At 45.0% G+C, this 23,140-nt stretch carries 17 protein-coding genes; 11 read left to right on the top strand and 6 right to left on the bottom strand.

Annotated elements, in window-relative coordinates; genetic code table 11:
• Positions 1-99: 99 nt before the first annotated feature.
• Entirely contained in the window at positions 100-858 is a 759-nt protein-coding gene (locus tag QUA25_RS08310) for an SDR family oxidoreductase (RefSeq protein WP_333036977.1), read from the bottom strand.
• A gap of 361 nt (positions 859-1,219) precedes the next feature.
• Complete coding sequence (locus QUA25_RS08315; protein WP_333036978.1) at positions 1,220-5,080, bottom strand: PAS domain S-box protein; 3,861 nt, start codon at positions 5,078-5,080, stop codon at positions 1,220-1,222.
• Between the two features lie 245 nt (positions 5,081-5,325).
• Between QUA25_RS08315 and QUA25_RS08320 the strand changes: the two genes are divergently transcribed.
• From QUA25_RS08320 to QUA25_RS08335, 4 genes are all read left to right on the top strand, one after another.
• Positions 5,326-7,500: an EAL domain-containing protein gene (locus tag QUA25_RS08320; RefSeq protein ID WP_333036979.1), complete on the top strand. Its 2,175-nt coding sequence runs from the start codon at positions 5,326-5,328 to the stop codon at positions 7,498-7,500.
• 177 nt (positions 7,501-7,677) lie between these two features.
• Positions 7,678-8,622 carry an NAD(P)-dependent alcohol dehydrogenase gene (locus tag QUA25_RS08325; protein ID WP_333036980.1) on the top strand — a complete coding sequence of 315 codons (945 nt, stop codon included), beginning with the start codon at positions 7,678-7,680 and terminating at the stop codon, positions 8,620-8,622.
• Positions 8,623-8,798: 176 nt separating this feature from the next.
• A complete protein-coding gene (gene tatC / locus QUA25_RS08330) occupies positions 8,799-9,644 on the top strand; it encodes a twin-arginine translocase subunit TatC (RefSeq protein ID WP_333036981.1) in 846 nt (281 codons plus the stop codon).
• Between the two features lie 670 nt (positions 9,645-10,314).
• On the top strand, positions 10,315-11,712 hold the full coding sequence (locus QUA25_RS08335; protein ID WP_333036982.1) for a calcium-binding protein: 1,398 nt from the start codon (positions 10,315-10,317) through the stop codon (positions 11,710-11,712).
• A gap of 203 nt (positions 11,713-11,915) precedes the next feature.
• On the opposite strand, the gene QUA25_RS08340 is transcribed toward QUA25_RS08335, so the two are convergent.
• Together QUA25_RS08340 and QUA25_RS08345 are read right to left on the bottom strand one after the other, a co-directional pair.
• Entirely contained in the window at positions 11,916-12,224 is a 309-nt protein-coding gene (locus QUA25_RS08340) for a carbon dioxide-concentrating mechanism protein CcmK (protein WP_332957925.1), read from the bottom strand.
• Between the two features lie 410 nt (positions 12,225-12,634).
• A complete protein-coding gene (locus QUA25_RS08345) occupies positions 12,635-12,952 on the bottom strand; it encodes a DUF3067 family protein (RefSeq protein WP_333036983.1) in 318 nt (105 codons plus the stop codon).
• A 214-nt stretch (positions 12,953-13,166) separates the two neighbouring features.
• Between QUA25_RS08345 and petC the strand changes: the two genes are divergently transcribed.
• From petC to QUA25_RS08375, 6 genes are all read left to right on the top strand, one after another.
• On the top strand, positions 13,167-13,709 hold the full coding sequence (gene petC / locus QUA25_RS08350; RefSeq protein WP_242717315.1) for a cytochrome b6-f complex iron-sulfur subunit: 543 nt from the start codon (positions 13,167-13,169) through the stop codon (positions 13,707-13,709).
• A gap of 165 nt (positions 13,710-13,874) precedes the next feature.
• Entirely contained in the window at positions 13,875-14,864 is a 990-nt protein-coding gene (gene petA, locus QUA25_RS08355) for a cytochrome f (protein ID WP_333036984.1), read from the top strand.
• 105 nt (positions 14,865-14,969) lie between these two features.
• The gene (locus tag QUA25_RS08360) at positions 14,970-15,821 is read left to right on the top strand and encodes an alpha/beta fold hydrolase (RefSeq protein ID WP_333036985.1); all 852 of its coding nucleotides are present in this window, start codon (positions 14,970-14,972) and stop codon (positions 15,819-15,821) included.
• Between the two features lie 111 nt (positions 15,822-15,932).
• Positions 15,933-16,379: a photosystem II protein PsbQ gene (gene psbQ / locus QUA25_RS08365; RefSeq protein ID WP_333036986.1), complete on the top strand. Its 447-nt coding sequence runs from the start codon at positions 15,933-15,935 to the stop codon at positions 16,377-16,379.
• A gap of 315 nt (positions 16,380-16,694) precedes the next feature.
• Positions 16,695-17,747 (top strand): FAD-dependent oxidoreductase, encoded by a 1,053-nt coding sequence (locus QUA25_RS08370; RefSeq protein WP_333036987.1) that lies wholly within the window; start codon positions 16,695-16,697, stop codon positions 17,745-17,747.
• 51 nt (positions 17,748-17,798) lie between these two features.
• The gene (locus tag QUA25_RS08375) at positions 17,799-18,281 is read left to right on the top strand and encodes a hypothetical protein (RefSeq protein WP_333036988.1); all 483 of its coding nucleotides are present in this window, start codon (positions 17,799-17,801) and stop codon (positions 18,279-18,281) included.
• Positions 18,282-18,476: 195 nt separating this feature from the next.
• Here the strand turns inward: QUA25_RS08375 and QUA25_RS08380 are convergent, their stop codons facing one another.
• Positions 18,477-18,893, bottom strand: a complete 417-nt coding sequence (locus tag QUA25_RS08380; RefSeq protein ID WP_333036989.1) for an NUDIX hydrolase — start codon at positions 18,891-18,893, stop codon at positions 18,477-18,479.
• A 288-nt stretch (positions 18,894-19,181) separates the two neighbouring features.
• Positions 19,182-21,812 carry a M1 family metallopeptidase gene (locus tag QUA25_RS08385; RefSeq protein ID WP_333036990.1) on the bottom strand — a complete coding sequence of 877 codons (2,631 nt, stop codon included), beginning with the start codon at positions 21,810-21,812 and terminating at the stop codon, positions 19,182-19,184.
• A gap of 224 nt (positions 21,813-22,036) precedes the next feature.
• On the opposite strand from QUA25_RS08385, the gene QUA25_RS08390 reads away from it, so the two are divergent.
• Complete coding sequence (locus QUA25_RS08390) at positions 22,037-23,119, top strand: class I fructose-bisphosphate aldolase (RefSeq protein ID WP_333036991.1); 1,083 nt, start codon at positions 22,037-22,039, stop codon at positions 23,117-23,119.
• Positions 23,120-23,140: the final 21 nt, after the last annotated feature.

Consider the following 23,140-nt stretch of genomic DNA (forward strand, 5'->3'; position numbering starts at 1 on the left):
AAGTCATTTATGATGTTTTTAGCGTCTTGCTAAAGTGATAAATTAGTTGGTTTTAAAAGCTATCAGCGTGAGCCTTGAGAGGTATTTTACAGAACTGTGTCAATGCACGTAAGAGGCTCCATTAATGTCGATCGTAGTCCCGGTTGCGTGTGCAGCTAAACCCGACGCTAAAAACGCGATAACATTGGCAACATCTTGAGGAGGAGCGATTTTGCCGATCGGGATATCGCGAATAATATCAGCTTCACCGAACTCCTGAATAAACTGATTAGACATTTCTGTACTGACAAATCCCGGTGCGACTGTAAATGCCAAAATATTATCAGCCGCAAACCCTCTAGCAATGCTGCGAGTTAAAGCAACAATAGCACCTTTAGAAGCGGCGTAGTGCAGATAATTCGGGTCATCGCCGCGAAAAGCAGCGCGACTTGCTATATTAATAATTGTACCGACTCGGCGAGTTTTAAAATGCAGAATAGATTCGCGGCACAAATCGGCAACGGCAACTAAATTTACTTGTAGAGTTTGCTGCCAAGCTGAAGACCAAATATCGAACTCGTCCTCTATACCCGCTGACTGCATAATCCCCGCATTATTAACTAAAATATCAATATGACCGCGCCATTTTAAAGCATCTCGCCACAAAGTCGAGGCCGCGTTTTCCACCCTCAAATCCGCTGCCAATAAATAACAGCGATCGCGCGCAACACTTGCTGCGATCGCTTCAGCTTCTTTCTGACTGCGAAAGTAATGCAAAATTACCTCGGCCCCAGCATTAACCAGAGTCCGCACCGTCACTGCACCAATCCCTTTCGAGCCACCAGTTACTAAAATTACCTTTCCGGTTAAATCAATCATTTCTCTATCTCTTTTCTCTTTCTCTGCCCCCTCAGCACCCTCTGCATTTAATAAAAAGAATAAATCTCCTTCACATACGAAATAGAATTGCTATATGATACAGCACATTCCATGCAATGTGTATGCCATTTCATCAAGCTGATGGATATCTGCAATAGACTTCTCCAAAAACTTCCAAATCCTTTTCCATGTGGATTTCTATTGGAAATATAGCCACTGCTGAAAGCACTATAGCTTTTTTGTCCTTAAACTCGATATAGCTCTTCTCAGGTAGATGAGGTATGACTGACAACTTATATAACGACTAAAGAAGAGGGCTAAAGCCCAACTACGTACCTCATTTACTTGAGAACCGCTATAACTACAGTGGATTCGGCAGCAGAGGTCGAATTAACTCCATAATTCGATCAGAATTAAAATTATTGATATAATCGGTTAGTGCTTGAGCCAAACTTGCTTTGGATTCTGGAATTTGTCCAATTAATTCATTCATAACTTCGGTATCGAGATAGTAAGCGGCTTGATACATTTGTTCTAACCACTGAGGGGACATCATGGATAGATCTTCTCCAGACACCGTTTCAACTAATTGTTTTTGTGGAGTTTGTTCTACGACTTCGTAGATATATTGCACTGGCAAATATTTAGCGATTTTGTCAAAGATGTCTCTCTGCTGAAATGGCTTGCTTATAAAGTCGTTAAAGCCAGCCATAACAACTTTCTCTCGCTCTTCTTCAAAAATACTGGCAGTTAAAGCAATAATGACAGTTTCTTTGCTCTGAGGGCGTTCTCTAATATATTTACTAGCTGTGTAGCCATCCACGATCGGCATTCGTAGATCCATCAGAATCAGGTGCGGCCGCCAACTCTCCCACAGCGAGAGTGCCTCCACTCCCTGTTTTGCTTCTCTCACCTCAAAACCAACCGAGGTAATGAACTCGACTAACAAGCGACGATTGTCTTCTAAATCTTCAACAATAAGAATGCGGTAAGTCGGTTGTCCGGGAGCTAAACCAATTACTCTTTGATTACTTGATTCTGGGGGTAAGGAGTCTGCTTGAGGTAACTGTACAGGAATCTCAAACGAAAAAGTGCTACCTCGGCGCAAAGTGCTTTTAACGCGAATTTGACCGCCCATGAGTTTGACGAGTTTTTGACTGATGGCTAAACCAAGCCCACTACCTTGACTCAAATTATTCCCAGCTTGCGTTTGCACGAAAATCTTAAATAATTTATCAATTTCTTTGGGCGCAATTCCCACGCCTGTATCCTCAACTTCAAAACATAGGTGACAAGATGTTTTGTCTCTTTGTGTTGCTCTTACCCGTAGGGTGACGCTTCCTTTGTTGGTAAACTTAATCGCATTACCGAGCAGATTGACAAGGACTTGGTAGAGTTTTTTATTGTCGCTATGCACAAATCTAGGAATGTCGGGAGCTAGATCGAAAATTAGTTGCAATTCTTTAGATTGGACTTTAACTTGGAACATTTCTTCAATAGAAGCCAGCAAATTTGTCAAACCAAAGTCAGAAAGATTGAGTGTCATCCGTCCGCTCTCTATTTTGGATAAATCTAAAATATCGTTAATCAAGTCCAATAAATGTCTACCGCTACGATTGACAATTTGTAAACGTTCTTGAATAGAAGGAGCCAGATTTCTCTCATAGCTCATCAATTGCGTGAAGCCCAAAATTGAGTTGAGGGGGGTGCGGAGTTCGTGGCTCATATTGGCGAGGAAGACAGTCTTGGCTTGGTTTGCTTCATTTGCCTGATGAAATTCCAACTCAGCTTGTTTGCGATCGCTAATGTCAATTAAATATCCCAAGATTTCTACTGGTGTACCTGAATTATCTCGAATTAGCCTAAGCTGACTGAGCATCCAGCGATAAACCCCATCGGAGCGACGAAAACGGTATTCGTGTAAATAAAAATCATTAACCAATACATTTGGTAAGTCATTAAGTACGGGTTCTACATCATCTGGGTGTAAGTGATTCACCCAAAATTTAGAATCTTCTAAAAACTCGCTGCTTTCGTAGCCCAATATATCTTTGATATTTTCGCTGATGAACGTGGCTCCATAATCGCCAGCAGGTTTACTGCTAGAAATGACCACGGGGCTGTAGTTTAGAAGAAAATTGAGGCGATTTGTGGTAGCTTGCAAGGCTTGCTCAGCCAGTTTTAGCTCTGTTGCGTCCTCCTGAACGGCAACATATACAGTTCCGTATTCAGGATGCTCAAACCTGGATGTATGAACTCTGCACCAAAAGAGAGTTCCATCTTTCTTTCTATTGTGGACTTCATATTTCGCTTCGCCAGTCTGTTCAATTTGAGTGACGATATCTAGAACGGTTACATCTGGTGTAAAATTTGTATCGACATAATTCAAGACACCAAGGGCTTGACCTGCGAGTTCGTCCTCTGTGTAGCCAAACATAGCGTCAAAGGTAGGATTGGTGTAGACGAGCATGAGGTCTGAGGCTTTGATTAAACACACTCCTCCTGCCATGTTATTCATGATAACGCTTTGAAGCTCTAGCGTCTTTTGAGCTTCTTTTCGAGCGGTAATGTCTTGGATCTGAGCAATAAAATGCAGTGGATTTCCCTGTCCATCTTGTACTAGCGAGCCATCAAGAAGAATCCAAATAATATGTCCTTGTTTATGAAAATACCGTTTTTCCAGTTGGTAAGTTGAAATTGTTCCTGCTAATAGTTGATTTGCATAACTAAGATCCGCGTCTAAATCATCAGGATGGGTAATGTCTTGGAAAGTTAACGCTAACAACTCTTCTGAAGAGTAGCCAAGAATCTGACATAAGGCAGGATTGACTTTAACCCAGTGCCCATCAAGTGAAACGATCGCCATCCCGATAGAGGCATCTTCAAACGCATGGCGAAACTGCTCTTCACTGTTTCGTAAAGCCATTTCAATTTGTTTGCGATCGCTAATATCGCGCATAATAACAGTAAATACCGTTTCGTCTCCCATTTCCAGCTTAGAAATAGAGGCTTCAGCCGAAAACTGCGTTCCATCTTGACGACGACCCAAAATCTCGCCTCGTTCTCCCATCCTTCGCGCTCTGGTAGAAGACTGTGCAAATTGTTTGATATGCTGCGGATGTGCATCTCTAAACTGTTCTGGCAGCAGTAAATTCAGTGGCTTCCCTAAAATATCCTCAATTTTATAGCCAAACATCTTTTCGGCCCCTTGATTAAACAGGGTAATGCGTTGAGTGCGATCGACTGAAATAATTGCATCATTGGCGATTTCTAGAATTCCCGCAAAACGAGCCTGCGATTTTTGTAAAGCATCTGTTCGTTCAGCCACAAGAATTTCTAAAGTTTCGTTAAGTTTTTTAATTTCTTTTTCCGCTTTTTGGCGCCTGTAATCTATCTGGTTTAAAGAGCGAGCCGTCCCCAAGATGAGAATTGAGAACGTGACAACCATAACAGTTGAACGCAATGTATAGCCAAAATTAACGTTATACCAGCCTAAATTTTGTCCCTGAAGAGTCAACCAGTTCAGTGTCACGGGAAAGATTGTCCCCCAAGGCAGCAACCACCGAACCATTACTCCGCCCACCAGAGGACTGTTTACTACTTGCATTAATCCTTGTTTGGGGCGGAGCCATAAAATTCCTCCATAGAGGATGAAAAAGGTGGCGATCGTGTTTACGGGTTGAGTCGTCGTAATTGTGGCCAAACGTTCAAGAACATCGACATGGAATAGGTGCGCAAATAAAGCTAGTAAAGAAATTAAAGTTGCAACACTACTAAAAATCTGAGCAAACCAAGTATCGCGTTGGGAATTTTGCCCTAATAGTAAGAGTGCTAGTCCCATCAGCACAAAATTTAGGGCGGTATTTACTGCCATTCTTCCCGGATAAGGAGTCGCTGAAGATACGAAATCTGGGAAAAGCCACTGATCAATACCCAGCTTCCAACCAAAAATATACTGGCTCAGCGTCAGCAAACCGATGATGATTATGAATCCTGCCATCCCTTGAGCGATGCGATTTTGCAGTCGGGTTCTTTGGTACTGCAACAATCTCAAAGACACTCCAGCCAGCAAAAAGCAAATTGCCGTGTTTGCTTTCATGGTCGAACCCATACCGGGAAAACCGCTTTTGAGTAGCGAGATGTCAAATTGCCAACCCAGTAGCACGAGACACCCGATCGCCATGACGAGTAGACTTGCCATTTGAGAAATCCGCTTGTTCATAAATCGGCTGCTGGGGTTGAAATACTCTTCTTCTGATGTTAGGCGAAGCGAAGAAGGGCAACCACGGGGGGACTGCCCCTAACCGAACTATTCAGATTGTGTAGGGCTGCGCCCCCTTGCCACCCCAATATATCGGGGATCGCAGGACTTCTTTCTGCGTAAAGTGAGCTTGATAGGCTAATAATTCAACTATACTATTTGTGCATATGTTTATAGTCGTCTAGCAAAAAACTAGGGAAATCAGTATGATTATCGATAGAACTAGCGATAGGGTTAGCGAGCGAGCTACAAACTACCGAGGCAATATTTTAATTGTTGACGATCTGCCTGATAACCTGCGTCTACTCAGGGATACTTTGAGGGAAGAGGGTTATAAAGTTCGCAGTGCTATAACAGGGTCAATGGCGATCAGAGCGGCCCAATCGCCATCGACAGAGTTAATCTTACTAGACATTAAATTGCCTGATATTGATGGTTATGAAGTTTGCCGACAATTAAAATCTGACGAGAGCACCGCAGACATTCCAATAATTTTTTTGAGTGCGCTAAATGAAACTTTTAATAAGGTGCAAGGGCTTGCTGCTGGAGGGGTAGATTATATTGCTAAGCCATTTCAAGTGGAAGAAGTATTAGCTCGTGTCGAAACCCACCTAACGATCCGAAGGCTGCAACAAAGACTCCAAAAGCAGAATATACGTCTCTTGATAGAAATTGAAGAACGGCAACGTCTCGAAGAGTCTCTCTTTGCCGAAAAGGAATTGGCTCAAGTGACACTGCAATCCATTGGCGATGCGGTCATTACTACTGATGCCCAAGGTAGGGTGAAATATTTCAATCCTATAGCTGAGCGACTGACAGGCTGGAAAACTCAGGAGGTTCAAGGAGTTCCTTTCTCGACAGTCTTCCTAATTGTTGATCAAGTAACGCGAGAGCCAGTAGAGAATCCTATAAACAAGGCTCTATTAGAGCAGCGAATTGTCACCTTAGCTAACAATACTATTCTGATTGCCGATGATGGAACCGAGTATCCCATTGCTGACTCGGCAGCACCTATTCGAGACCGCCAAGGTCAAATTATCGGGGCAGTAATCGTCTTTCATGATGTTACTGAATCGCGCTATCTCACCCGTCAACTATCTTGGGAAGCCAGTCACGATGCCCTAACGGGGTTAATCAACCGTCGAAGATTTGAGCAGCACCTAGTTGAGGCGCTCGCCTCTGTTAAAGATACCAATGAGCAGCACGCTCTCTGTTATTTAGATTTAGATCAGTTCAAAGTCGTTAACGATACCGTAGGTCATATTGCTGGCGATGAGCTACTGCGCCAAATCACCGCACTTATTCAACAGGGAGTCCGTGCTCATGATATGCTGGCTCGCTTGGGAGGTGATGAATTTGGTATTTTGCTCACTCAATGTTCGCTCTCTCAAGCAACTCAGATTGCGGAAAACCTCAAAGACCTAGTGCATCAGTTTCGGTTTATTTGGAATGGCAAAACCTTTATCATCGGAGTCAGCATTGGAGTTGTTGCTATTGACAAAACCAGCCAAGATTTGAGGGAGCTTCTGGGATCGGCTGATGCAGCTTGTTATGCCGCCAAAGCCAGAGGCCGCAACTGTGTTCATATTTATAGTCTAGATGATAGCGAACTAATTAAACAACGTGGTGAGAGGCAGTTGATTTCCCAAATCAGCCGAGCGCTGGAAACCAATCGTTTCTGTCTCTACTACCAAAAGATTGTCTCTATTACCTCTAAACCATTAGTAGAGCATTATGAGATTTTGCTCAGAATGCTGGACGAAAATGGAAAAATAGTATCTCCCAATGAGTTTATTCCCGCCGCCGAGCGTTACGGCTTGATAACTGAGATCGATTGTTGGGTAATCAAAACTTTTTTCTCTAATTATCACAAATTGCCGGAGAAAGATGTTCTTAGCAAAGGCTTGTATACGATCAATCTTTCTGGGGCTAGCATTAGTAACAATCAGTTTCTGAGATTTTTAATCGAACAATTTTCTCGCTACCAAGTCCCCCCACAAAGCATTGGCTTTGAAATCACCGAAACCGCAGCTATCGCAAACTTTGAGCAAGCCAGATATTTCATGAGCGAACTCAAAAAAATTGGCTGTTGCTTTGCTTTAGATGATTTTGGCAGTGGGTTGAGTTCCTTTGCATATCTGATAAATTTACCAGTTGATTATCTAAAAATTGATGGTGCTTTTGTCAAGAATATTAGTCATAATTTGATTTCTCAAGCGCTGGTGGAAGGCTTTAATCGTATTGCCCATGCGATGAATCTTGAAACTATAGCTGAGTTTGTCGAAGACGAGGCTATCTTAGAAAAATTGCGGGAGATTGGAGTAGATTATGCTCAGGGTTATGGGATCGCCCGCCCCGTCCCTATTAATTTTAATCGCTAGCCATCGCACTGGGCCAGCGAACCCATTGCCTCACGCCTGCGCCTTGTCTGGAGATTAGCAAGAGTCGATCGCCCGCTGCTACAAGGCTAGCTAAATTTGCTGTGTCACATTTAGATCGAATGTGCTGTAATTGTAAAGGATTGAATGTTCTATTGGAAATAAACCGGAAAATTTGCCATGAAAGCAGTTGCGTTCGATCGCTACGGTTCAGCCGAGGAATTGCAGTACCGAGAGTTGGAAAAGCCGATCGCCAAATCCAACGAATTGTTAGTGCGAGTTCGCGCTAGCAGCGTCAATCCCGTAGACTGGAAAATCCGGCACGGACACCTGCAACTATTGACAGGATTTAACTTTCCTCGCATAGTCGGTTCTGACATATCGGGAGTTGTAGTGGAAGTCGGCCGGGAAGTCACCAAATTTCAACCCGGAGATGAAGTTTATACTTTCTTAAATCCCATCAATGGGGGTGCTTGCGCCGAATACGCCGCCGTGCCAGAATCCGATGCGGCAATTAAACCGAAAAACATCACTCATGCAGAAGCAGCAGCAGTACCGATCGCAGGTTTAACTGCTTTGCAATCGCTCAGGGATTTGGGTGGAATTCAAGCAGGAAATAAAGTATTGATTAACGGCGCTTCCGGCGGAGTCGGCACGTTTTCGGTGCAAATTGCGAAAGCAATGAATGCGGAAGTAACGGGAGTTTGCAGTGCTAAAAATAGAGAATTGGTCAAGAGTTTGGGAGCCGATTTTGTCCTGGATTACGAACAAATTGACTTTACTCAACAAACCGATAAATATGATATAATTTTAGATGCTGTGGGGACAAGAACATTTGCTGAATGCGAAAAAGTGCTGCAACCAGAGGGAATTTATATCTCGACTTTGCCGAGTTTAGACAACCTCGCACCGATGGTAACAAGCTGGTTTATATCGGGGAAAAAAGCTAAATTAATTGTCGCCAATGCCAACACCAGCGATTTAGGGGCTTTGCGGGAGTTAATAGAATCCGATAAAGTTGAGCCGATTGTCGATCGCACTTACACCTTAGCAGAAGTAGCAGCAGCCCACGCTTACAGCGAAACCTGCCGCGCGATCGGCAAAATTGCGATCGTGATTGAATAATGAAGGCACGACACGGCTTTTGACACCGCTACACGGATTAATTATCGATCGTTCCTTCTGCTGAAGTCAGAATAAAGAATGAAGAAGGAAGTCTGAGCAATTATGAAATAACTATTCTCAATTACCAATTTCCAATTACCAATTTCCAATTACCCATTACCAATTACCCATTCCCTATGACTGCTCCCTCAAACTTGGAGACACCCGAACAAGGTTCCGACAACAATCTCGAAGCAATTAGCCCGGAAAACAGCATTGCACCAATCGCAGGCGGTGCGATGGGTTCCCGCAACTTAGAAAACGAATTTCTCGACGAACTTCCCGACGAAGTGGAGATGTCTTTGTTCGAGCATTTAGAAGAATTGCGTCTGCGAATTTTCTACTCGCTCATTGCCGTAGTAATCGCTGTAATCGGTTGCTTTTTCACAGTTAAGCCCATCGTGCAACTGCTAGAAGTACCGGCGGGACCGGTCAAGTTTCTGCAACTAGCTCCCGGCGAGTATTTCTTTGTTTCTATCGAAGTAGCAGGATACAGCGGTTTGCTCATCGCCAGTCCGTTTATTTTCTACCAGATAGCGATGTTTGTTCTCCCCGGTTTGACTCGGAAAGAACGCAGGTTGCTGGGGCCTGTGTTTTTAGGATCGAGTTTCTTATTTTTGGGCGGTTTAGTATTTGCTTACATCGCTCTGATTCCGGCGGCGCTCAACTTCTTTGTTAGCTATGGAGCGGATGTTGTAGAGGAGTTGTGGTCGATCGACAAATACTTTAAATTTGTGCTGCTGTTAATGTTCAGCACCGGCTTAGCTTTTCAAATCCCGATCGTCCTAGTATTGCTCGGTGTTTTGGGCATATTTTCTTCCAACCAAATGCTCTCCGGCTGGCGGTATGTAGTCTTGGGAGCAGCAGTTTTGGGAGCGGTGTTAACGCCTTCTACTGACCCTTTGACTCAAAGTCTTTTAGGAGGTGCGGTGCTGAGCTTGTATTTTGGCGGGGTTGGTTTGGTGAAGCTTTTAGGACGATGAGAATTAAGAATAGCAGACAATGTAAAAGTTACCGAACATCTGAATTTTAAAATTGTCTGCTATTTTTAGCCGAGATTGGGATTGTTGTCAACTTATCTTAAAAACATTGCTTCAGCTATTTTGAGGGCGAATTCCCTATTTACTTAAGTAAGCTTATAAACATTGTGTAAAGCTAAGCTTCTCAGCTATTTGAGTAAGTTGATTGTTTTATATGATAATCTTTGCTGATTTAGGATCACTTTGATAAGTATTTAATATAAAATATAAAATTCACATTAGCAAAGTTTAGTATTAGGTGTCTGGGGTCAAGGTTTTGAGCCTTAATTCACACTATTTTTTAGGCGATCGGGCGGGCAATCATAAGTTATTTTAATAAGTTGGTTTTTAAGGTTTTCATGAAGATTTGACACGAGCCGATCCTTAGTATTCGACTTAGAGATAACATACCAACAGAGTGAAATTACTGAACAAGAACGTAAAAATTCAGCAAGAGAGTCAACCTGGCTCACTGAAGTCTAGCTATATCTTTTGAGTTTCCTGGCTGCCTAAGATAGGAGACTTCTTGGTTTTTTGGGTGGATTTTTTAGTAAGTTCATTTAAAAAATTCACCCTGTAGATTTTTACCTTTTTGACGGTTTCAGTTTCTTAATCTCAATCGGAAATTAAATATATGGCAACAACAACTGGCACTCCGGGCCCTGACTACTTCTTCGTCGGCCCTCCCGCTTCCACAGTTATCGATGACATCATCTCTGGCGAAGCTGGCAATGACAGTCTCTGGGGCTGGGCCGGCAATGACTGGCTAACAGGGGGAATTGGCAATGACTGGCTAAAAGGCGACACTGGCAATGACTCGCTTGATGGCGGGACTGGCAATGACTCGCTTGATGGCGGGAGTGGCAATGACTCGCTTGATGGCGGGAGTGGCAATGACTCGCTTGATGGCGGCGATGGCATCGACACAGTATCTTACACGAGTGCGACAACTGGTATCAATCTTCGCTTAGACGAGCTCCGCAGACGGTACTATTCTGTGCCCGCCTTGAGTACCGATGGATTGGGCGGTGTAGACTACTTGCTTTCGGGCCTTGAAGTCGTTATCGGTTCTAACTTCAACGACACCTTAGTTGGCAAGAGGTACAATAATGAAACGCTCTTGGGCGGACGCGGTAATGACTCTTTGGGGGGTGGCGGCAATGATTTGCTCAATGGCGGCGATGGCATCGACACAGTATCTTACAGCGATGAGGACATAAGATCTGGTATCAATCTTCAGTTAGGCGAAGTCGGCGACGGTTCTGGGTTAGGCAGGGCTACAGGGCGCTTTGATATTGTTCTCGGCGGGCTACGTTCCAGTTCTCAATTATCAAACTTTGTAGACTCGCTTTCGGGCATTGAAGTCGTTATCGGTTCTAACGGAGACGACACCTTAGTTGGCGGGAGCGACAATGAAACGCTCTTGAGCGGGCGCGGTAATGACTCTTTGTCGGGTCGTGCTGGGAATGACTTGCTCAATGGTGGGGATGGCATCGACACAGTATCTTACAGTATTGTAGGAACTGGCGTCTATCTCCAGTTGGGCCCAGTCGGTGACGCGTCTGGGTTAGGTCGGGCTTCCGACGGGTTCGGTGGCATAGACTCGCTCTCGGGCATCGAAGTAGCGATAGGTTCTAGGTATAACGATACTCTGCTTGGCGGATACGGCAGCGAAACGTTGATTGGCGGGGGGGGCGACGACTTGTTGTTTGGCTTGAGCGGTGATGACTATCTGGTTGGTGGCAGGGGGGCTGACAAGTTTAGGCTTTGGAGGAGTTCGGGAATAGATACTATTGCTGACTTCAAACAAGGTGAAGATAAACTTTTGGTACGTTCTACCGCTCCGTCTCCCGCTCCGTCTCCCGCTCCGTCTCCCGCTCCGTCTGAACAAATTCCGTTTAAAGACATAACTTCTAAGTCTGTGAGTAATGGTTTAGATATCGATACCGGGATTTTTCAGAATGGCCAAATCATCGGAATTCTGAAGGGAGTTCAGATCACAATCACCGCCAGTGATTTGATTTTTGGGTGATTGTATTATCTGCGTTTATCTGCGTTTATCTGCGGTTAAGAATTCCAAATTATTCTGCCTCCTGCTTCGGCAAAATATACCGCAGATAAACACAGCACAAAAATATATCGACTCCCAGCCAAAAAATATAGAGACGCGATCGCCCGCGCCTCTATAATCACTAAAAGTTAAAATTCCACACCAAAGTTTTGTCAAAACTTTGACTACATTCGGAACTGTTCGACTTCGGGAGTATAGCCGATCGGCAAAACGTAATCCAGATTCTCGTGGGGACGAGCAATTATGTGATACGATAGCAACTTTCCGCCATCGACCTTTTTAACTGATTCAACTCCAGCAGCAACGGCTGCTTGCACTTCAGAAACATCTCCTCGCACTATAATTGTCCAGTAGGCGCGGGTTATTTTCTCATAGCGAACTAAAGTAACACGGGCTGCTTTCACCATTGAGTCCGCAACTTCTACTGCAGCGGGAAATCCTAAGACTTCAACCATTCCCAGTGCAACACCCATTACAACATTCTCCTAAGTTTCACAAGATATCTGACCTTCATTGTATGTGAAATTGTTGACAGAAATTGGTTCGGATGATTTTGGTAAGCTAGAAGTCCGATCGCCGAAAATTTAAAAAGCCTCTAAAAAGCCCCAGAAACTGTTGTCGCTTTAAATCCCACAGTTGGGCGCGCGCAGCAAAGCCCGCCACACAAGACTTTGAATCAAAACACCTGTGCAAATTAGATGCGCCACAGCTTAGTTTCTCACCAGCGGCAACTCGTATGACAAGCTCGCCGATCGATTTTCGGGACTTTGGGCTCAACTAATCCAGCCGCGGCGCGACACAAAACTTTAGGGAACTCCGCCAGATCCCGGCTGTGGAGTCAATCTAAAATCTAAAATCTAAAATCTAAAATCGACGGAGTGATTCAAAACTCGTCTAGCAACCACTCGGAGGCTCTTTCACCCAAATCTAGAGGAACGCTGACAGCTTTACCCAAGCGCGGGCGATCGCGAGTAGTTACGATATATTCTCTCACCTGTTCTGTGCTCCCCCAGCCGTTGAGGTAATTGGCCACCGCATCCAAATGCTCGAAATAATCAGCCTCCGTCATCGGAAAAGATGCCTGTTCTAGATATTTCCACATAACTTGCACAAAAATCTTGCCCCGCGTTCGCCGCAATCTGATATCGTAAGACTTTCCCCATTTTTCTAGCAGTAGCTGGTGTAAATCCTGGCCCGTCATGGTTGCTCCTGAGTTAATCCATTAAACAATAAAAGACAAAGTTCAAAAAATGTAATAATACTCTAATAAAGGCTGGAAGGCGCATTCTTAAAAGGAATTTTCGCGGCCTAAAATTTGTGCGAGCAGATTAACGGCAATTATCCTCCTTCCTCTGCACGTACAGGTTCGCTAACAGCTAACAAACAAACGTAACTTAAAACCGTAAAGGCAGGTCATGGCTCAATCTTCTGCTGGAAATCCCGATGTCCCCGATATGGGGCGTCGCCAATTTATGAATTTGCTGACGTTCGGTACAGTCACAGGTGTGGCACTGGGCGCACTCTATCCCGTTGTCCAATATTTTGTTCCTCCGTCGAGTGGGGCAGTTGGGGGCGGAGTGACAGCTAAAGATGCTTTGGGTAACGACATCATCGTTAGCGAATATTTGGCTTCGCACCCTGCGGGCGATCGCAGCTTAGCCCAAGGTCTCAAAGGCGACCCCACCTATGTTGTGGTGAAAGAAGACCAATCTATCGCCGACTACGGCATCAATGCAGTCTGCACTCACTTGGGTTGCGTCGTGCCTTGGAATGTTAGCGAAAACAAGTTTATCTGTCCTTGCCACGGTTCTCAATACAACAATGAGGGCAAAGTGGTACGCGGCCCCGCGCCTTTGTCTCTGGCCCTGGCCCACGCCACTGTCGCAGATGACAAGATCGCTTTTACAACTTGGACAGAAACTGATTTCCGCACCGGCGAAGCACCTTGGTGGTCTTAAACTATTTTGGATTTTAGATTTGAGATTTTAGATAGGGGGTGAATGGTGAAAACCACAGATAAGTGCATCCCTAAACCAGTCTAATAATCCAAAATCCAAAATCCAAAATCCAAAATCCAAAATCCAAAATCCAAAATTGTCTGACCTTTGAGATTGAATACTCTAATGCCACAAACTAATTTATCTGCGATATTTCGCCGCAGTGCCAGGACGATCGCGAAAACAGCCTTAATTGCGATCGCAGCTGCAGGATTTTTCCTCACCAGCGATATCGCACTTCCCCAAGCAGCATTTGCTTACCCTTTCTGGGCTCAGCAAACAGCACCCGCTACTCCCCGCGAAGCAACAGGCCGGATTGTTTGCGCTAACTGTCACCTCGGTGCAAAACCGACTGAAGTTGAAGTACCGCAATCTGTTTTGCCAGATACGGTGTTTGAAGCTATTGTCAAAGTTCCCTACGATACTAACGTTCAACAAGTTGGCGGCGACGGCAGCAAAACCGGCTTGAATGTCGGCGCAGTTGTGATGTTGCCCGAAGGTTTCAAGATTGCTCCCGCTGACAGAATTCCCGAAGAAATGAAGGAAAAAGTCGGCGATCTTTACTTCCAACCTTACAGCGAAACCCAAGAAAATATTGTTTTAGTGGGCCCACTGCCGGGAGAACAATACAAAGAATTGGTATTCCCCGTTTTGTCGCCGAATCCGGAAACAGACAAGTCGGTTCACTACGGCAAATACCAAATTTATGTTGGTGGCAACCGCGGCCGCGGTCAGGTTTATCCTACTGGCGAAAAGAGCAATAATACTGTTTACAATGCTTCGGTAGCTGGCACCATTTCTAAGATTGCTCAACCTGAAGATGGCGGTTATCAAGTGACAATTCAACCTGCCGAAGGTGCAGCGGTTGTTGATACGATTCCTGCAGGCCCAGAACTGATTGTTTCCGAAGGACAAACAGTTGCAGCAGGCGAACTTTTGACCAACAATCCTAATGTGGGCGGCTTCGGTCAAAAAGACGTGGAGATTGTGCTGCAAAGTGCCGATCGCGTTAAAGGATTGATGGCTTTCGTGGCTATAACCATGCTGGCTCAAATTATGCTCGTTCTCAAGAAGAAACAGGTCGAAAAAGTTCAAGCTGCTGAAATGAATTTCTAAACGCGGCTGTAATTAGTTGGGTAAGGTACTCTGTGTACACCCAACTATTAGGTAAGTAGGGCGGGGAATACCCGCCTTATTGTTTGATAAATAACCAGTAAAATAATGTCAATTGATGAGAAAATAGTTGAAGTAGGCCCGCTGCAATGGTTTTATCGGGAAACAAATCCGGTTAACGAAACTGGTAAACCGCCCGTACTGCTGCTGCACGGTTTGCCGTCCCAGAGTTTTACCTGGACTGTAATGATGCCGGATTTGGCGGCCCAGGGATTTAGATCGATCGCCCCTGATTGGGTGGGTTACGGGCGATCGGCAAAACCAGACAAGCGCGACTTTGCCTACACTCCCGATGCTTTTGTTGACGCCCTCGCTGGCTTTATTCAAGCTATAGAATTAGAGCGCTTTTCCCTCGTTGTCCAAGGATTTTTAGCTTCAGCCGGCATTCAATACGCTTTACGCAATCCCGATAAAATTGAGCGTTTAGCCATCATAAATACACCAGTTTCACCAGATATCAAATTGCCTTGGAAAATGCAGCAGTTGGGGCTGCCTTTTATTGGCGACATGATGACGCAAGACCCGCTTTTGGTTGACAGAACTCTCGAAGGCGGCAGCCGGCAGACAATATCAGACAAGGATTTAGATGTTTACCGCCGCCCGTTTTTGAAGAGTTCGGATGCAGGTCGATCCCTGATGAATACTGTCCGCAATATTCAATTGCCCCAGTCAATGGCCGAAATTGAATCCGGCTTGAAAGCATGGACTCGACCAACTTTATTTGTGTGGGGTTTGACAGATCCTTGGCTGAGTGTTGAACCTGCTAAAAAGCTAGTCGGTTCCCTGCAAAATGCAGAGTTAGTCACACTGGAACAAGCGGGGCATTATCCTCAAGAACATTGGTCAGAAAAAGTTGGCGATGCTGTGATAACTTTTCTGCGCCGCCAGGAGGTAAAATAATATTTTGTACATAACTCTCGGTGCTAGGTCAGTGAACCAGCTCCTCGCCGAGCTGCATTTCCAGGCAGAGCCTGAGAACGAGAAATCTAAAATCTAAAATCTAAAATCGATATGACTCGTCCCCGTTCAATTTTTGCCTTGATGATGGCGTTTTTGATGGCATTTCTGGTTAGTTGCAGCAGTGTCGAAGCAAAAGTTCCAACGACTTACACAGCAGCCCAGACCCAGCAAATTCAGCGCTATGTTCCTACTCTGACAGAGTTCCGCTCGCGCATGGATAAACTGGGCACCCTAATTCAAAAACGGAATTGGGTTGATACCAGAACTTACATTCACGGGCCTCTAGGCGACTTGCGGAACACCATGAAAACCGTCTCTGCGAGTTTGTTGCCTAGTGCTCAACAACAAGCTGTTGATTTAACTAAGAGTTTGTTTACCGATTTGGTTAACATTGATCTTGCTGCTAAAGAGCTTGACTATGCAAAAGTCACGGCCAGCTATCAAAAAGCTGTCAATGATTTCGATACCTTCTTGCAGCTAATTCCTAAAGCTTCATAGCTTGGGGTTTGTAGGCTTGGCAATTGATGGGTGTCAAATTAAGACTGAAACCCATAATAAATATCGCTTGTAGTCAAGTCTAGCTCCCCCCTAACCCCCCTTAGTAAGGGGGGAAAAGAGTATTCAAACTCCACCTTAAAAAGGGGGGCAGAGCATTCAAAGTCCCCCTTATTAAGGGGGATTTAGGGGGATCTAGACTTTGACACAAACGATAAAAACAGAGGGTTTTACTGTTGATTTGACACGCTTTGCGCTCAGAACCCTACGAAAAACTTCTATAAAATATAAAATATAAAATCTAAAATCTAAAATTGAATGGTTCGCGTTGCAATTATTGGTTGCGGTATTGTTGGGGCTTCGATCGCCTTTGAACTAAGTCAATTGCCCCAACTGAAAGTTACTGTGTTCGACAAACAGCCGCCGGCACAAGGTTCTACTGGCGCTGCACTCGGTGTTTTGATGGGAGTTATCAGCCACAAAACTAAGGGTAGAAATTGGCAGTTGAGGGAAACCAGCCTTCAGCGCTACGAAACTTTGATTCCTGAATTGGAAGCAGTTACGGGGCGAAAAATTCCTTTTAACAAACAAGGAATTTTAATGCTTTGTTCGGAGGGAGAGGATTTAAGTAAGTGGGAAAAATTGATAGCAACTCGCCGTTCTCAAGGTTGGCAATTGGAACTTTGGGATGTGGAACGAGTGCGCGATCGCTGCCCTCATCTCTATTTAAATGATAAGATTATTGCTGCGATTTATTCGCCTCAAGACCGGCAAGTCGATCCGACGGCGCTAACTTTGGCTTTGGTTGATGCTGCTGAACGAAATGGGGTGATTTTTGAGTTTGGCGTGCCCGTTGAAGCAGCGGAGATTGCTGCTAGTTTAAAGTTTGATCGACTAATTGTGTCTGCTGGTTTGGGTTCTGCTGCTGTGACTGCATCGTTAAATCAGTTGGTTGACATTCGCCCGGTGTTGGGACAAGCGCTGCATTTGCGATCGGCTAAGCCTTTAGGAAACCCAGATTTTAGGCCGGTAATTACTTGCGATGACGTTCACATTGTGCCTGTGGGCGATCGGGAATTTTGGGTGGGGGCGACGGTGGAGTTTTCCGAAAATGGCGGGGAAATTCAGCCGAATGCTGATATGTTGGGGCAAGTGATGGCGAGGGCGAGATCACTTTGTCCCGCCTTAGCAGAAGCTGAAATCATCAGGAAATGGTCTGGATTGCGCCCGCGGCCGGAAGGGCGGCCGGCCCCAATTATCGAGACGCTTCCCGGTAACGATCGCGTTTTGATCGCCAGCGGCCACTATCGCAACGGTGTTCTGCTGGCCCCTGCAACCGCGCGATCGATTCGAGAAATGATTTTGCAATAATTAATAAATGTTAATACAATCAAGATAGCAATTCATATCTTACAGCTAAATATGTCCGACAAACCTTTAGGTAAACCCCGCTCTTTGTGGCGAGTAATTTTGCTGTCTGGAGTCAGCTTGCTGCTATATTACGGATGGTACAAATGGATTATTCAAGAAGAATTGCGTCGCTATAACGGCAGCGGTTGGTCGGGAACCCTTTGCTTGCTTCCCTTTGTTTTAGGAGTAGCCGTCCCCCAAGCTTTGCGGATATTCGACCCTGACGTTCCCGGATGGTTTGGTTGGTTTTCCTTCCTGGGTATTGCTTGGATTTACATCGTGCAGTTCAAACTTTACAAGACAGTTAACGAATTGTACCGTCAAGAAGGAATCAAAGAGCCACTAACAGTTTGGTGGATTTTTGTACCCGGTTTAAATTTAGTTGTCGGCTTGCGACAAATTCACTTTTTGAGTCAGTTTTGGGCGAGAAAACAGGGAGTTGAAGTTAAGGATAACTTAGCCGAAAGCATTCCTTTCCTCTCAGCTAACGCTTAAGGGGAAACTTTTTACACTGATATCATAAGTTTGTAGGGTACGTCAGTAATCATAGCTCGATTTTCCAAAAATTTAGCTTACGGACGCACCCTACAAGTTTATACTAAGACCAAAAAGTGGTTTGACGCGCGAATTATGGCGGTAATATGCGCCTCGGCGCACATTAGATAATTAGGTGCTACATCCCTGACTGAATCACCAGAACCTATTCGGCAAATCCGCTAAAATGAGTTTGAGTTCCGGTTCATTAACCCGCTTAATTGCTTTAGGAATACTTACCCACTGTCGCTTTCTCCTGCTAGCTTCCGGCCAAATTTCTAGAACAGCTTGCACTTGCATTAAAAATACTTCTACCTGACAAGTGTAGCCGGACTTTTGATACTCGTAAGTTCCCAGCAAATCCGGGAACACTTTACCCAACAAACCTGCTTCTTCCCAAGCTTCCTTGGCAGCGGAATCTTGGGGAGTCATGTCAGGTTCAATTAATCCTTTGGGAATCACCCAGCGCTTGCTAGCCGAAGAAGTAATCAGCATTACTTCAATTTGTCCGTCTTGAATGCGATAGGGAATTACCCCCGATTGATCAACCAGTAAAGCGATTTTTATACTCATGATTTCGGCAATATTTGTGGCTACAAAAGCTGCTGTAACCTCATGAACGGTTTACAACTAAAAAATAAAAACAGCATCCTGAGTCTCGACACTTCCCAAGTTAAGACAGCAATAAAGTGGAGAATAAACATATTTGGCTTTTCCTGCTTGTCGAAAAGAGGAAATTCCCATGCACTCCCACTGAACAATAATATTATTATAATAACCGCGCACAATCCTCTACCGACAAGCAGATAAAAGCCGATCGCCAATATCTGCCTTTATCTGCGCCGGTCTGGGGTTTTACACCTAATCTTTCTTCGCCTTAGCCTCCAAATTTTCCATCCGACTCCTCAAATCTTGATTCTCCTTTTTCACCTGGTCTAACTCCTCCCGCAACTGCTTTACCGCTGCATCAGAACCAACATTTTTCTGCACTCTTTGCACAGCTTCATCAGCCATGCGGCGAACGCGGCCATCGGGAGTTTGGTCAGCTAAAGAACGCAAAATGCGAATTGCTTTGCGAGTTTGCATTTGTCCTAATCCCACTACTACAGAGACTTGAGTCAAGAAAAACGTCTCTTTAGATAATTCTGCCAATCGCTGCAAAATCCGTTCTAAATTGACCTTCGTTTGACCAGTCGAAATTGTGCCCAAAGCTCGAATTGCAGCCAAGCGCAAAGCTTGCGGAGTACCGGCGGCTGTGTATTTCAAAATTAGATTCAGCGCATCTTCAGAAGTTTTCATCTGCGCCAAACCGGCGATCGCACCCGATCGCACTACCTCATTCCAGCCCTGACGCTCTTTCAGCACCAATTTTAACTCTTTCAGTACCTGTTCGTCGGTCGGTTTTTCGTCGGGGTTAGCCCCTGCAATGGAGCCCATAGCACTCGCTGCTGCTGCTTCTACGTAATAGCTGTCGTCGCCTTTTTCCACGATCGACCTCAGCGCTTTATAAGTTTCGTGAGTTTGGATTTTCCCCAGCGCATTCACCACAGCGCGACGAACACGAGCATCTTTATCTTTTAAACCAGTTACTAAACCTTCAAAAACTTGGTCGAGTTTAATTTCAACTAACTGACCGGCAACTTCGGCCCGTACTGCCCAGAACGGCTCTTTCTTGAGAACTTCTGACAGCGTTTTCACCGCTTCCAGCCCTCCCTTTTTCGCCAAAGCGTGGGCAGCGTAAATCCGGGAAACTGGGTCTGGATCGAATTGCAACTGAGCTTTTAGTTCTGCAACTCCATACTCTAACGCAACAGTTTTTAAGTATTTATTGCCGACATCAAAACTGATGAACGCCGGCTTCTCTTCTAGGGGAAAATAGAAGCTTTGCTCGCGCTCATGCACTCGGACGGTGAAAGTTTTTAGGTTCTGGTTTGAACGTGCCCAACTGTCATCGTCTGATTCTTTGTCTGGCTTGTAACCGAAGCCGATCGGGATTTTCAAATCGAATACATCTTTGCTGTTGCCGTTGCCATTTTTGCTGTCTTTTACCTGAGTTTGGGTGACAGTCACTTTTGCTAATTTGCTGTCGCCATCCCAGGAATAAGCAACTTTATAATCTGGATGACCCCCGCGATAAACGTACTGGTCAAACAAAAACATGAGATTGCGGCCAGTAGCCTTTTCTATCGCCCTGAGCAAATCGATGGTTTCTACAGTTTTGTGAGCGTTATCCCGCACAAAAGTGTGAATTGCTTTGTAAAATAATTCGTCGCCCAACTCGGCGCGAATCATGTGATAGACGCAAGCGCCTTTTTCGTACAAATGGCGATCGTACAATTCGATTGCTTCGCGGTAAACGTGAGTAACGATCGGGCGGCGGTAGCGGGAACTATCTTCAGCTAAATAATTGCGGGCTTCATTTAACATATAGTAAGCCGCGTCTTCTTTACCGTATTCTTTGTCAGTCCACAGCACCTCGGAATAAGAAGCCATGCCTTCTTTTATCCAAGCATGAGACCAATGTTTAATTACTACTAAATCCCCGAACCACTGGTGAGCTAATTCGTGAGCAACTAAGCTTTCAGTACCTCGATTGTCGAGGGTGGCACGTTCATCTAACAAGCACCTATCTGTTAGCAAAGTTGTCGAAGTATTTTCCATACCGCCGAAGATAAAATCATCGACGCAGACTTGAGCGTATTTGGGAAAAGGGTAAGGATAGCCAAATGCTTGAGAGAAGAATTCAATCATTTGAGGCGTTTTGCCCATGCTGCGCTTAGCGTCTGCTTCGCGGCTTCTTTCCACGTAATAATTAACTGGTTTGCCGTTCCATTCGTCTTTGATTTCGGCAAAATCTCCGACTGCTAATGTCATTAAATACGTCGGGTGTACCTGGGTTTGAGACCAGTGATAAATTTTATCGTCGCCTTCGTTTTTTGTACTAATTAATTCGCCGTTGGAAATAGCAAATAGTTGTCTCGGAACTTGGACTCGAATTTCTGAAGTAGCGAGTTGTCCAGGATAGTCGAAACAGGGAAACCAGAAGCGGGAATCTTCGTCTTCGCCTTGAGTCCAAACTTGTGTTGGTTTGTTTGGATAGTGTTTGTCCGGGCCGACGAAATAAAGGCCACGCTGAGGTTTTTCTACCGAGTATTCGATCGCAATTGTAATTGGTTGGTAAGCTTCGGTTGGTTCGTGTAGTTGAATTTGCAGCACTTCGCCATCGCTGTCGAAATTTTGCTCAATTTCGCCGACTTTTACTGATTTAATATTCAGGTTGACCGCATCTAAGGTTAATTTGTCAATGCCGCTGCGGATTGGATTGATGCGGATGCTGCAAGTGCCGCGAAAGCTTTGTTTGGGAATATTCAGCACTAAGTCGAGGAAAATATGCTCTACTTGACCGGGGCGATCGGGGTTGTAGTGGGGCCTGGCACCGGGCATCTCGAAGGATTTGTGAGCGTTTTCAGAATCAAAGTAAGTGTGTGACATTGTGATGGCAAAGTTGTGAGTCGATCGGCGATCGCTGGCAGCGCAGATCCGGCTGAACTGCCAGCTTATTATAGAGTAGCGCGTCCTAGCTGCTGTTGTCGCTAACTTGTTAAAAACTGGGTCTAGCGTTGAAGGGATGGAAAATATGATTTTTTCGCTACAATATCAGCAAGGTTAATGTCTGCAATCATCAGCCTGCAATTGAAATTGAGAGGGAAATCTGTATGACAGCTACACTATCAGTTCCCAGTTCGATCGAATCTTGGCTTGGCGACGAAGCCGAAGACTTGCTCACCCATCAAGCGAAAGTTTCTAAAGATTTGTTGCACCTGCCGGGCCCGGATTGGGTCGATCGCATTTTTGCTCAAACCGATCGCTCTCCCCAAGTTTTGCGATCGCTTCAGCAACTCTATTCTAGCGGACGCTTGGCAAATACCGGCTATTTATCCATCCTGCCGGTAGACCAAGGAATCGAACACTCGGCCGCCGCTTCTTTTGCACCGAATCCCATCTATTTCGACAGCGAAAATATCATTAAATTAGCAATTTCTGCTGGCTGCAATGCGGTCGCGACAACGCTGGGAGTTTTGGGAAGCGTATCTCGCAAATACGCGCATAAAATCCCTTTTATTGTCAAGCTCAATCACAACGAGTTGCTAACTTATCCCAATCAATTCGACCAAATAATGTTTGCGACCGTCGAACAAGCTTGGAATTTGGGAGCAGTTGCAGTCGGAGCAACAATTTATTTTGGTTCTCCCGAATCGACGCGACAAATCCAAGAAGTCAGTCAAGCTTTTGCCCACGCTCACGAATACGGAATGGCGACAATTTTGTGGTGCTATCTCCGCAACGATATCTTTAAACAAGACAAAGATTATCATGTTGCAGCAGATTTGACCGGGCAAGCAAATCACTTGGGAGTGACAATTCAAGCTGATATTATCAAGCAGAAATTGCCCGAATGCAACAACGGCTATGCAGCAGTTGCTAAAGCAAGTGATCACAGTTACGGCAAAACGGACAAGCGAGTTTATTCTGATTTGACAACGGATCACCCGATCGATCTAACTCGCTATCAAGTGCTCAACTGTTATGCGGGAAGGATGGGTTTAATTAACTCCGGCGGTGCTTCCGGGAAAAGCGATTTTGCAGAAGCAATTCGCACAGCGGTAATCAACAAGCGCGCTGGCGGCTGCGGCTTAATTTCCGGTCGCAAAACTTTTCAGCGTCCCTTTGAAGAAGGCGTAAAATTGTTCCACGCCATCCAAGACGTTTATTTGTCGCCAGAAATCTCGATCGCCTAAAAACTTACCCGACAGAGATTT

Origin of the sequence: Microcoleus sp. Pol17C6 (genome assembly GCF_036701145.1) — a bacterium.
Classification (GTDB): Bacteria; Cyanobacteriota; Cyanobacteriia; order Cyanobacteriales; family Microcoleaceae; genus Microcoleus.

What these genes read in the sequence shown, in the direction of transcription:
- QUA25_RS08375 (WP_333036988.1), top strand. Translation starts at nt 17,799, where the DNA reads ATGTCCGACAAACCTTTAGGTAAACCCCGCTCTTTGTGGCGAGTAATT.
- QUA25_RS08360 (WP_333036985.1), top strand. Translation starts at nt 14,970, where the DNA reads ATGTCAATTGATGAGAAAATAGTTGAAGTAGGCCCGCTGCAATGGTTT.
- QUA25_RS08335 (WP_333036982.1), top strand. Translation starts at nt 10,315, where the DNA reads ATGGCAACAACAACTGGCACTCCGGGCCCTGACTACTTCTTCGTCGGC.
- QUA25_RS08320 (WP_333036979.1), top strand. Translation starts at nt 5,326, where the DNA reads ATGATTATCGATAGAACTAGCGATAGGGTTAGCGAGCGAGCTACAAAC.
- QUA25_RS08390 (WP_333036991.1), top strand. Translation starts at nt 22,037, where the DNA reads ATGACAGCTACACTATCAGTTCCCAGTTCGATCGAATCTTGGCTTGGC.
- QUA25_RS08315 (WP_333036978.1), bottom strand. Translation starts at nt 5,080, where the DNA reads ATGAACAAGCGGATTTCTCAAATGGCAAGTCTACTCGTCATGGCGATC.
- QUA25_RS08380 (WP_333036989.1), bottom strand. Translation starts at nt 18,893, where the DNA reads ATGAGTATAAAAATCGCTTTACTGGTTGATCAATCGGGGGTAATTCCC.
- psbQ (WP_333036986.1), top strand. Translation starts at nt 15,933, where the DNA reads ATGACTCGTCCCCGTTCAATTTTTGCCTTGATGATGGCGTTTTTGATG.
- QUA25_RS08325 (WP_333036980.1), top strand. Translation starts at nt 7,678, where the DNA reads ATGAAAGCAGTTGCGTTCGATCGCTACGGTTCAGCCGAGGAATTGCAG.
- QUA25_RS08345 (WP_333036983.1), bottom strand. Translation starts at nt 12,952, where the DNA reads ATGACGGGCCAGGATTTACACCAGCTACTGCTAGAAAAATGGGGAAAG.
- QUA25_RS08340 (WP_332957925.1), bottom strand. Translation starts at nt 12,224, where the DNA reads ATGGGTGTTGCACTGGGAATGGTTGAAGTCTTAGGATTTCCCGCTGCA.
- tatC (WP_333036981.1), top strand. Translation starts at nt 8,799, where the DNA reads ATGACTGCTCCCTCAAACTTGGAGACACCCGAACAAGGTTCCGACAAC.
- petA (WP_333036984.1), top strand. Translation starts at nt 13,875, where the DNA reads ATGCCACAAACTAATTTATCTGCGATATTTCGCCGCAGTGCCAGGACG.
- QUA25_RS08310 (WP_333036977.1), bottom strand. Translation starts at nt 858, where the DNA reads ATGATTGATTTAACCGGAAAGGTAATTTTAGTAACTGGTGGCTCGAAA.
- QUA25_RS08385 (WP_333036990.1), bottom strand. Translation starts at nt 21,812, where the DNA reads ATGTCACACACTTACTTTGATTCTGAAAACGCTCACAAATCCTTCGAG.
- petC (WP_242717315.1), top strand. Translation starts at nt 13,167, where the DNA reads ATGGCTCAATCTTCTGCTGGAAATCCCGATGTCCCCGATATGGGGCGT.
- QUA25_RS08370 (WP_333036987.1), top strand. Translation starts at nt 16,695, where the DNA reads ATGGTTCGCGTTGCAATTATTGGTTGCGGTATTGTTGGGGCTTCGATC.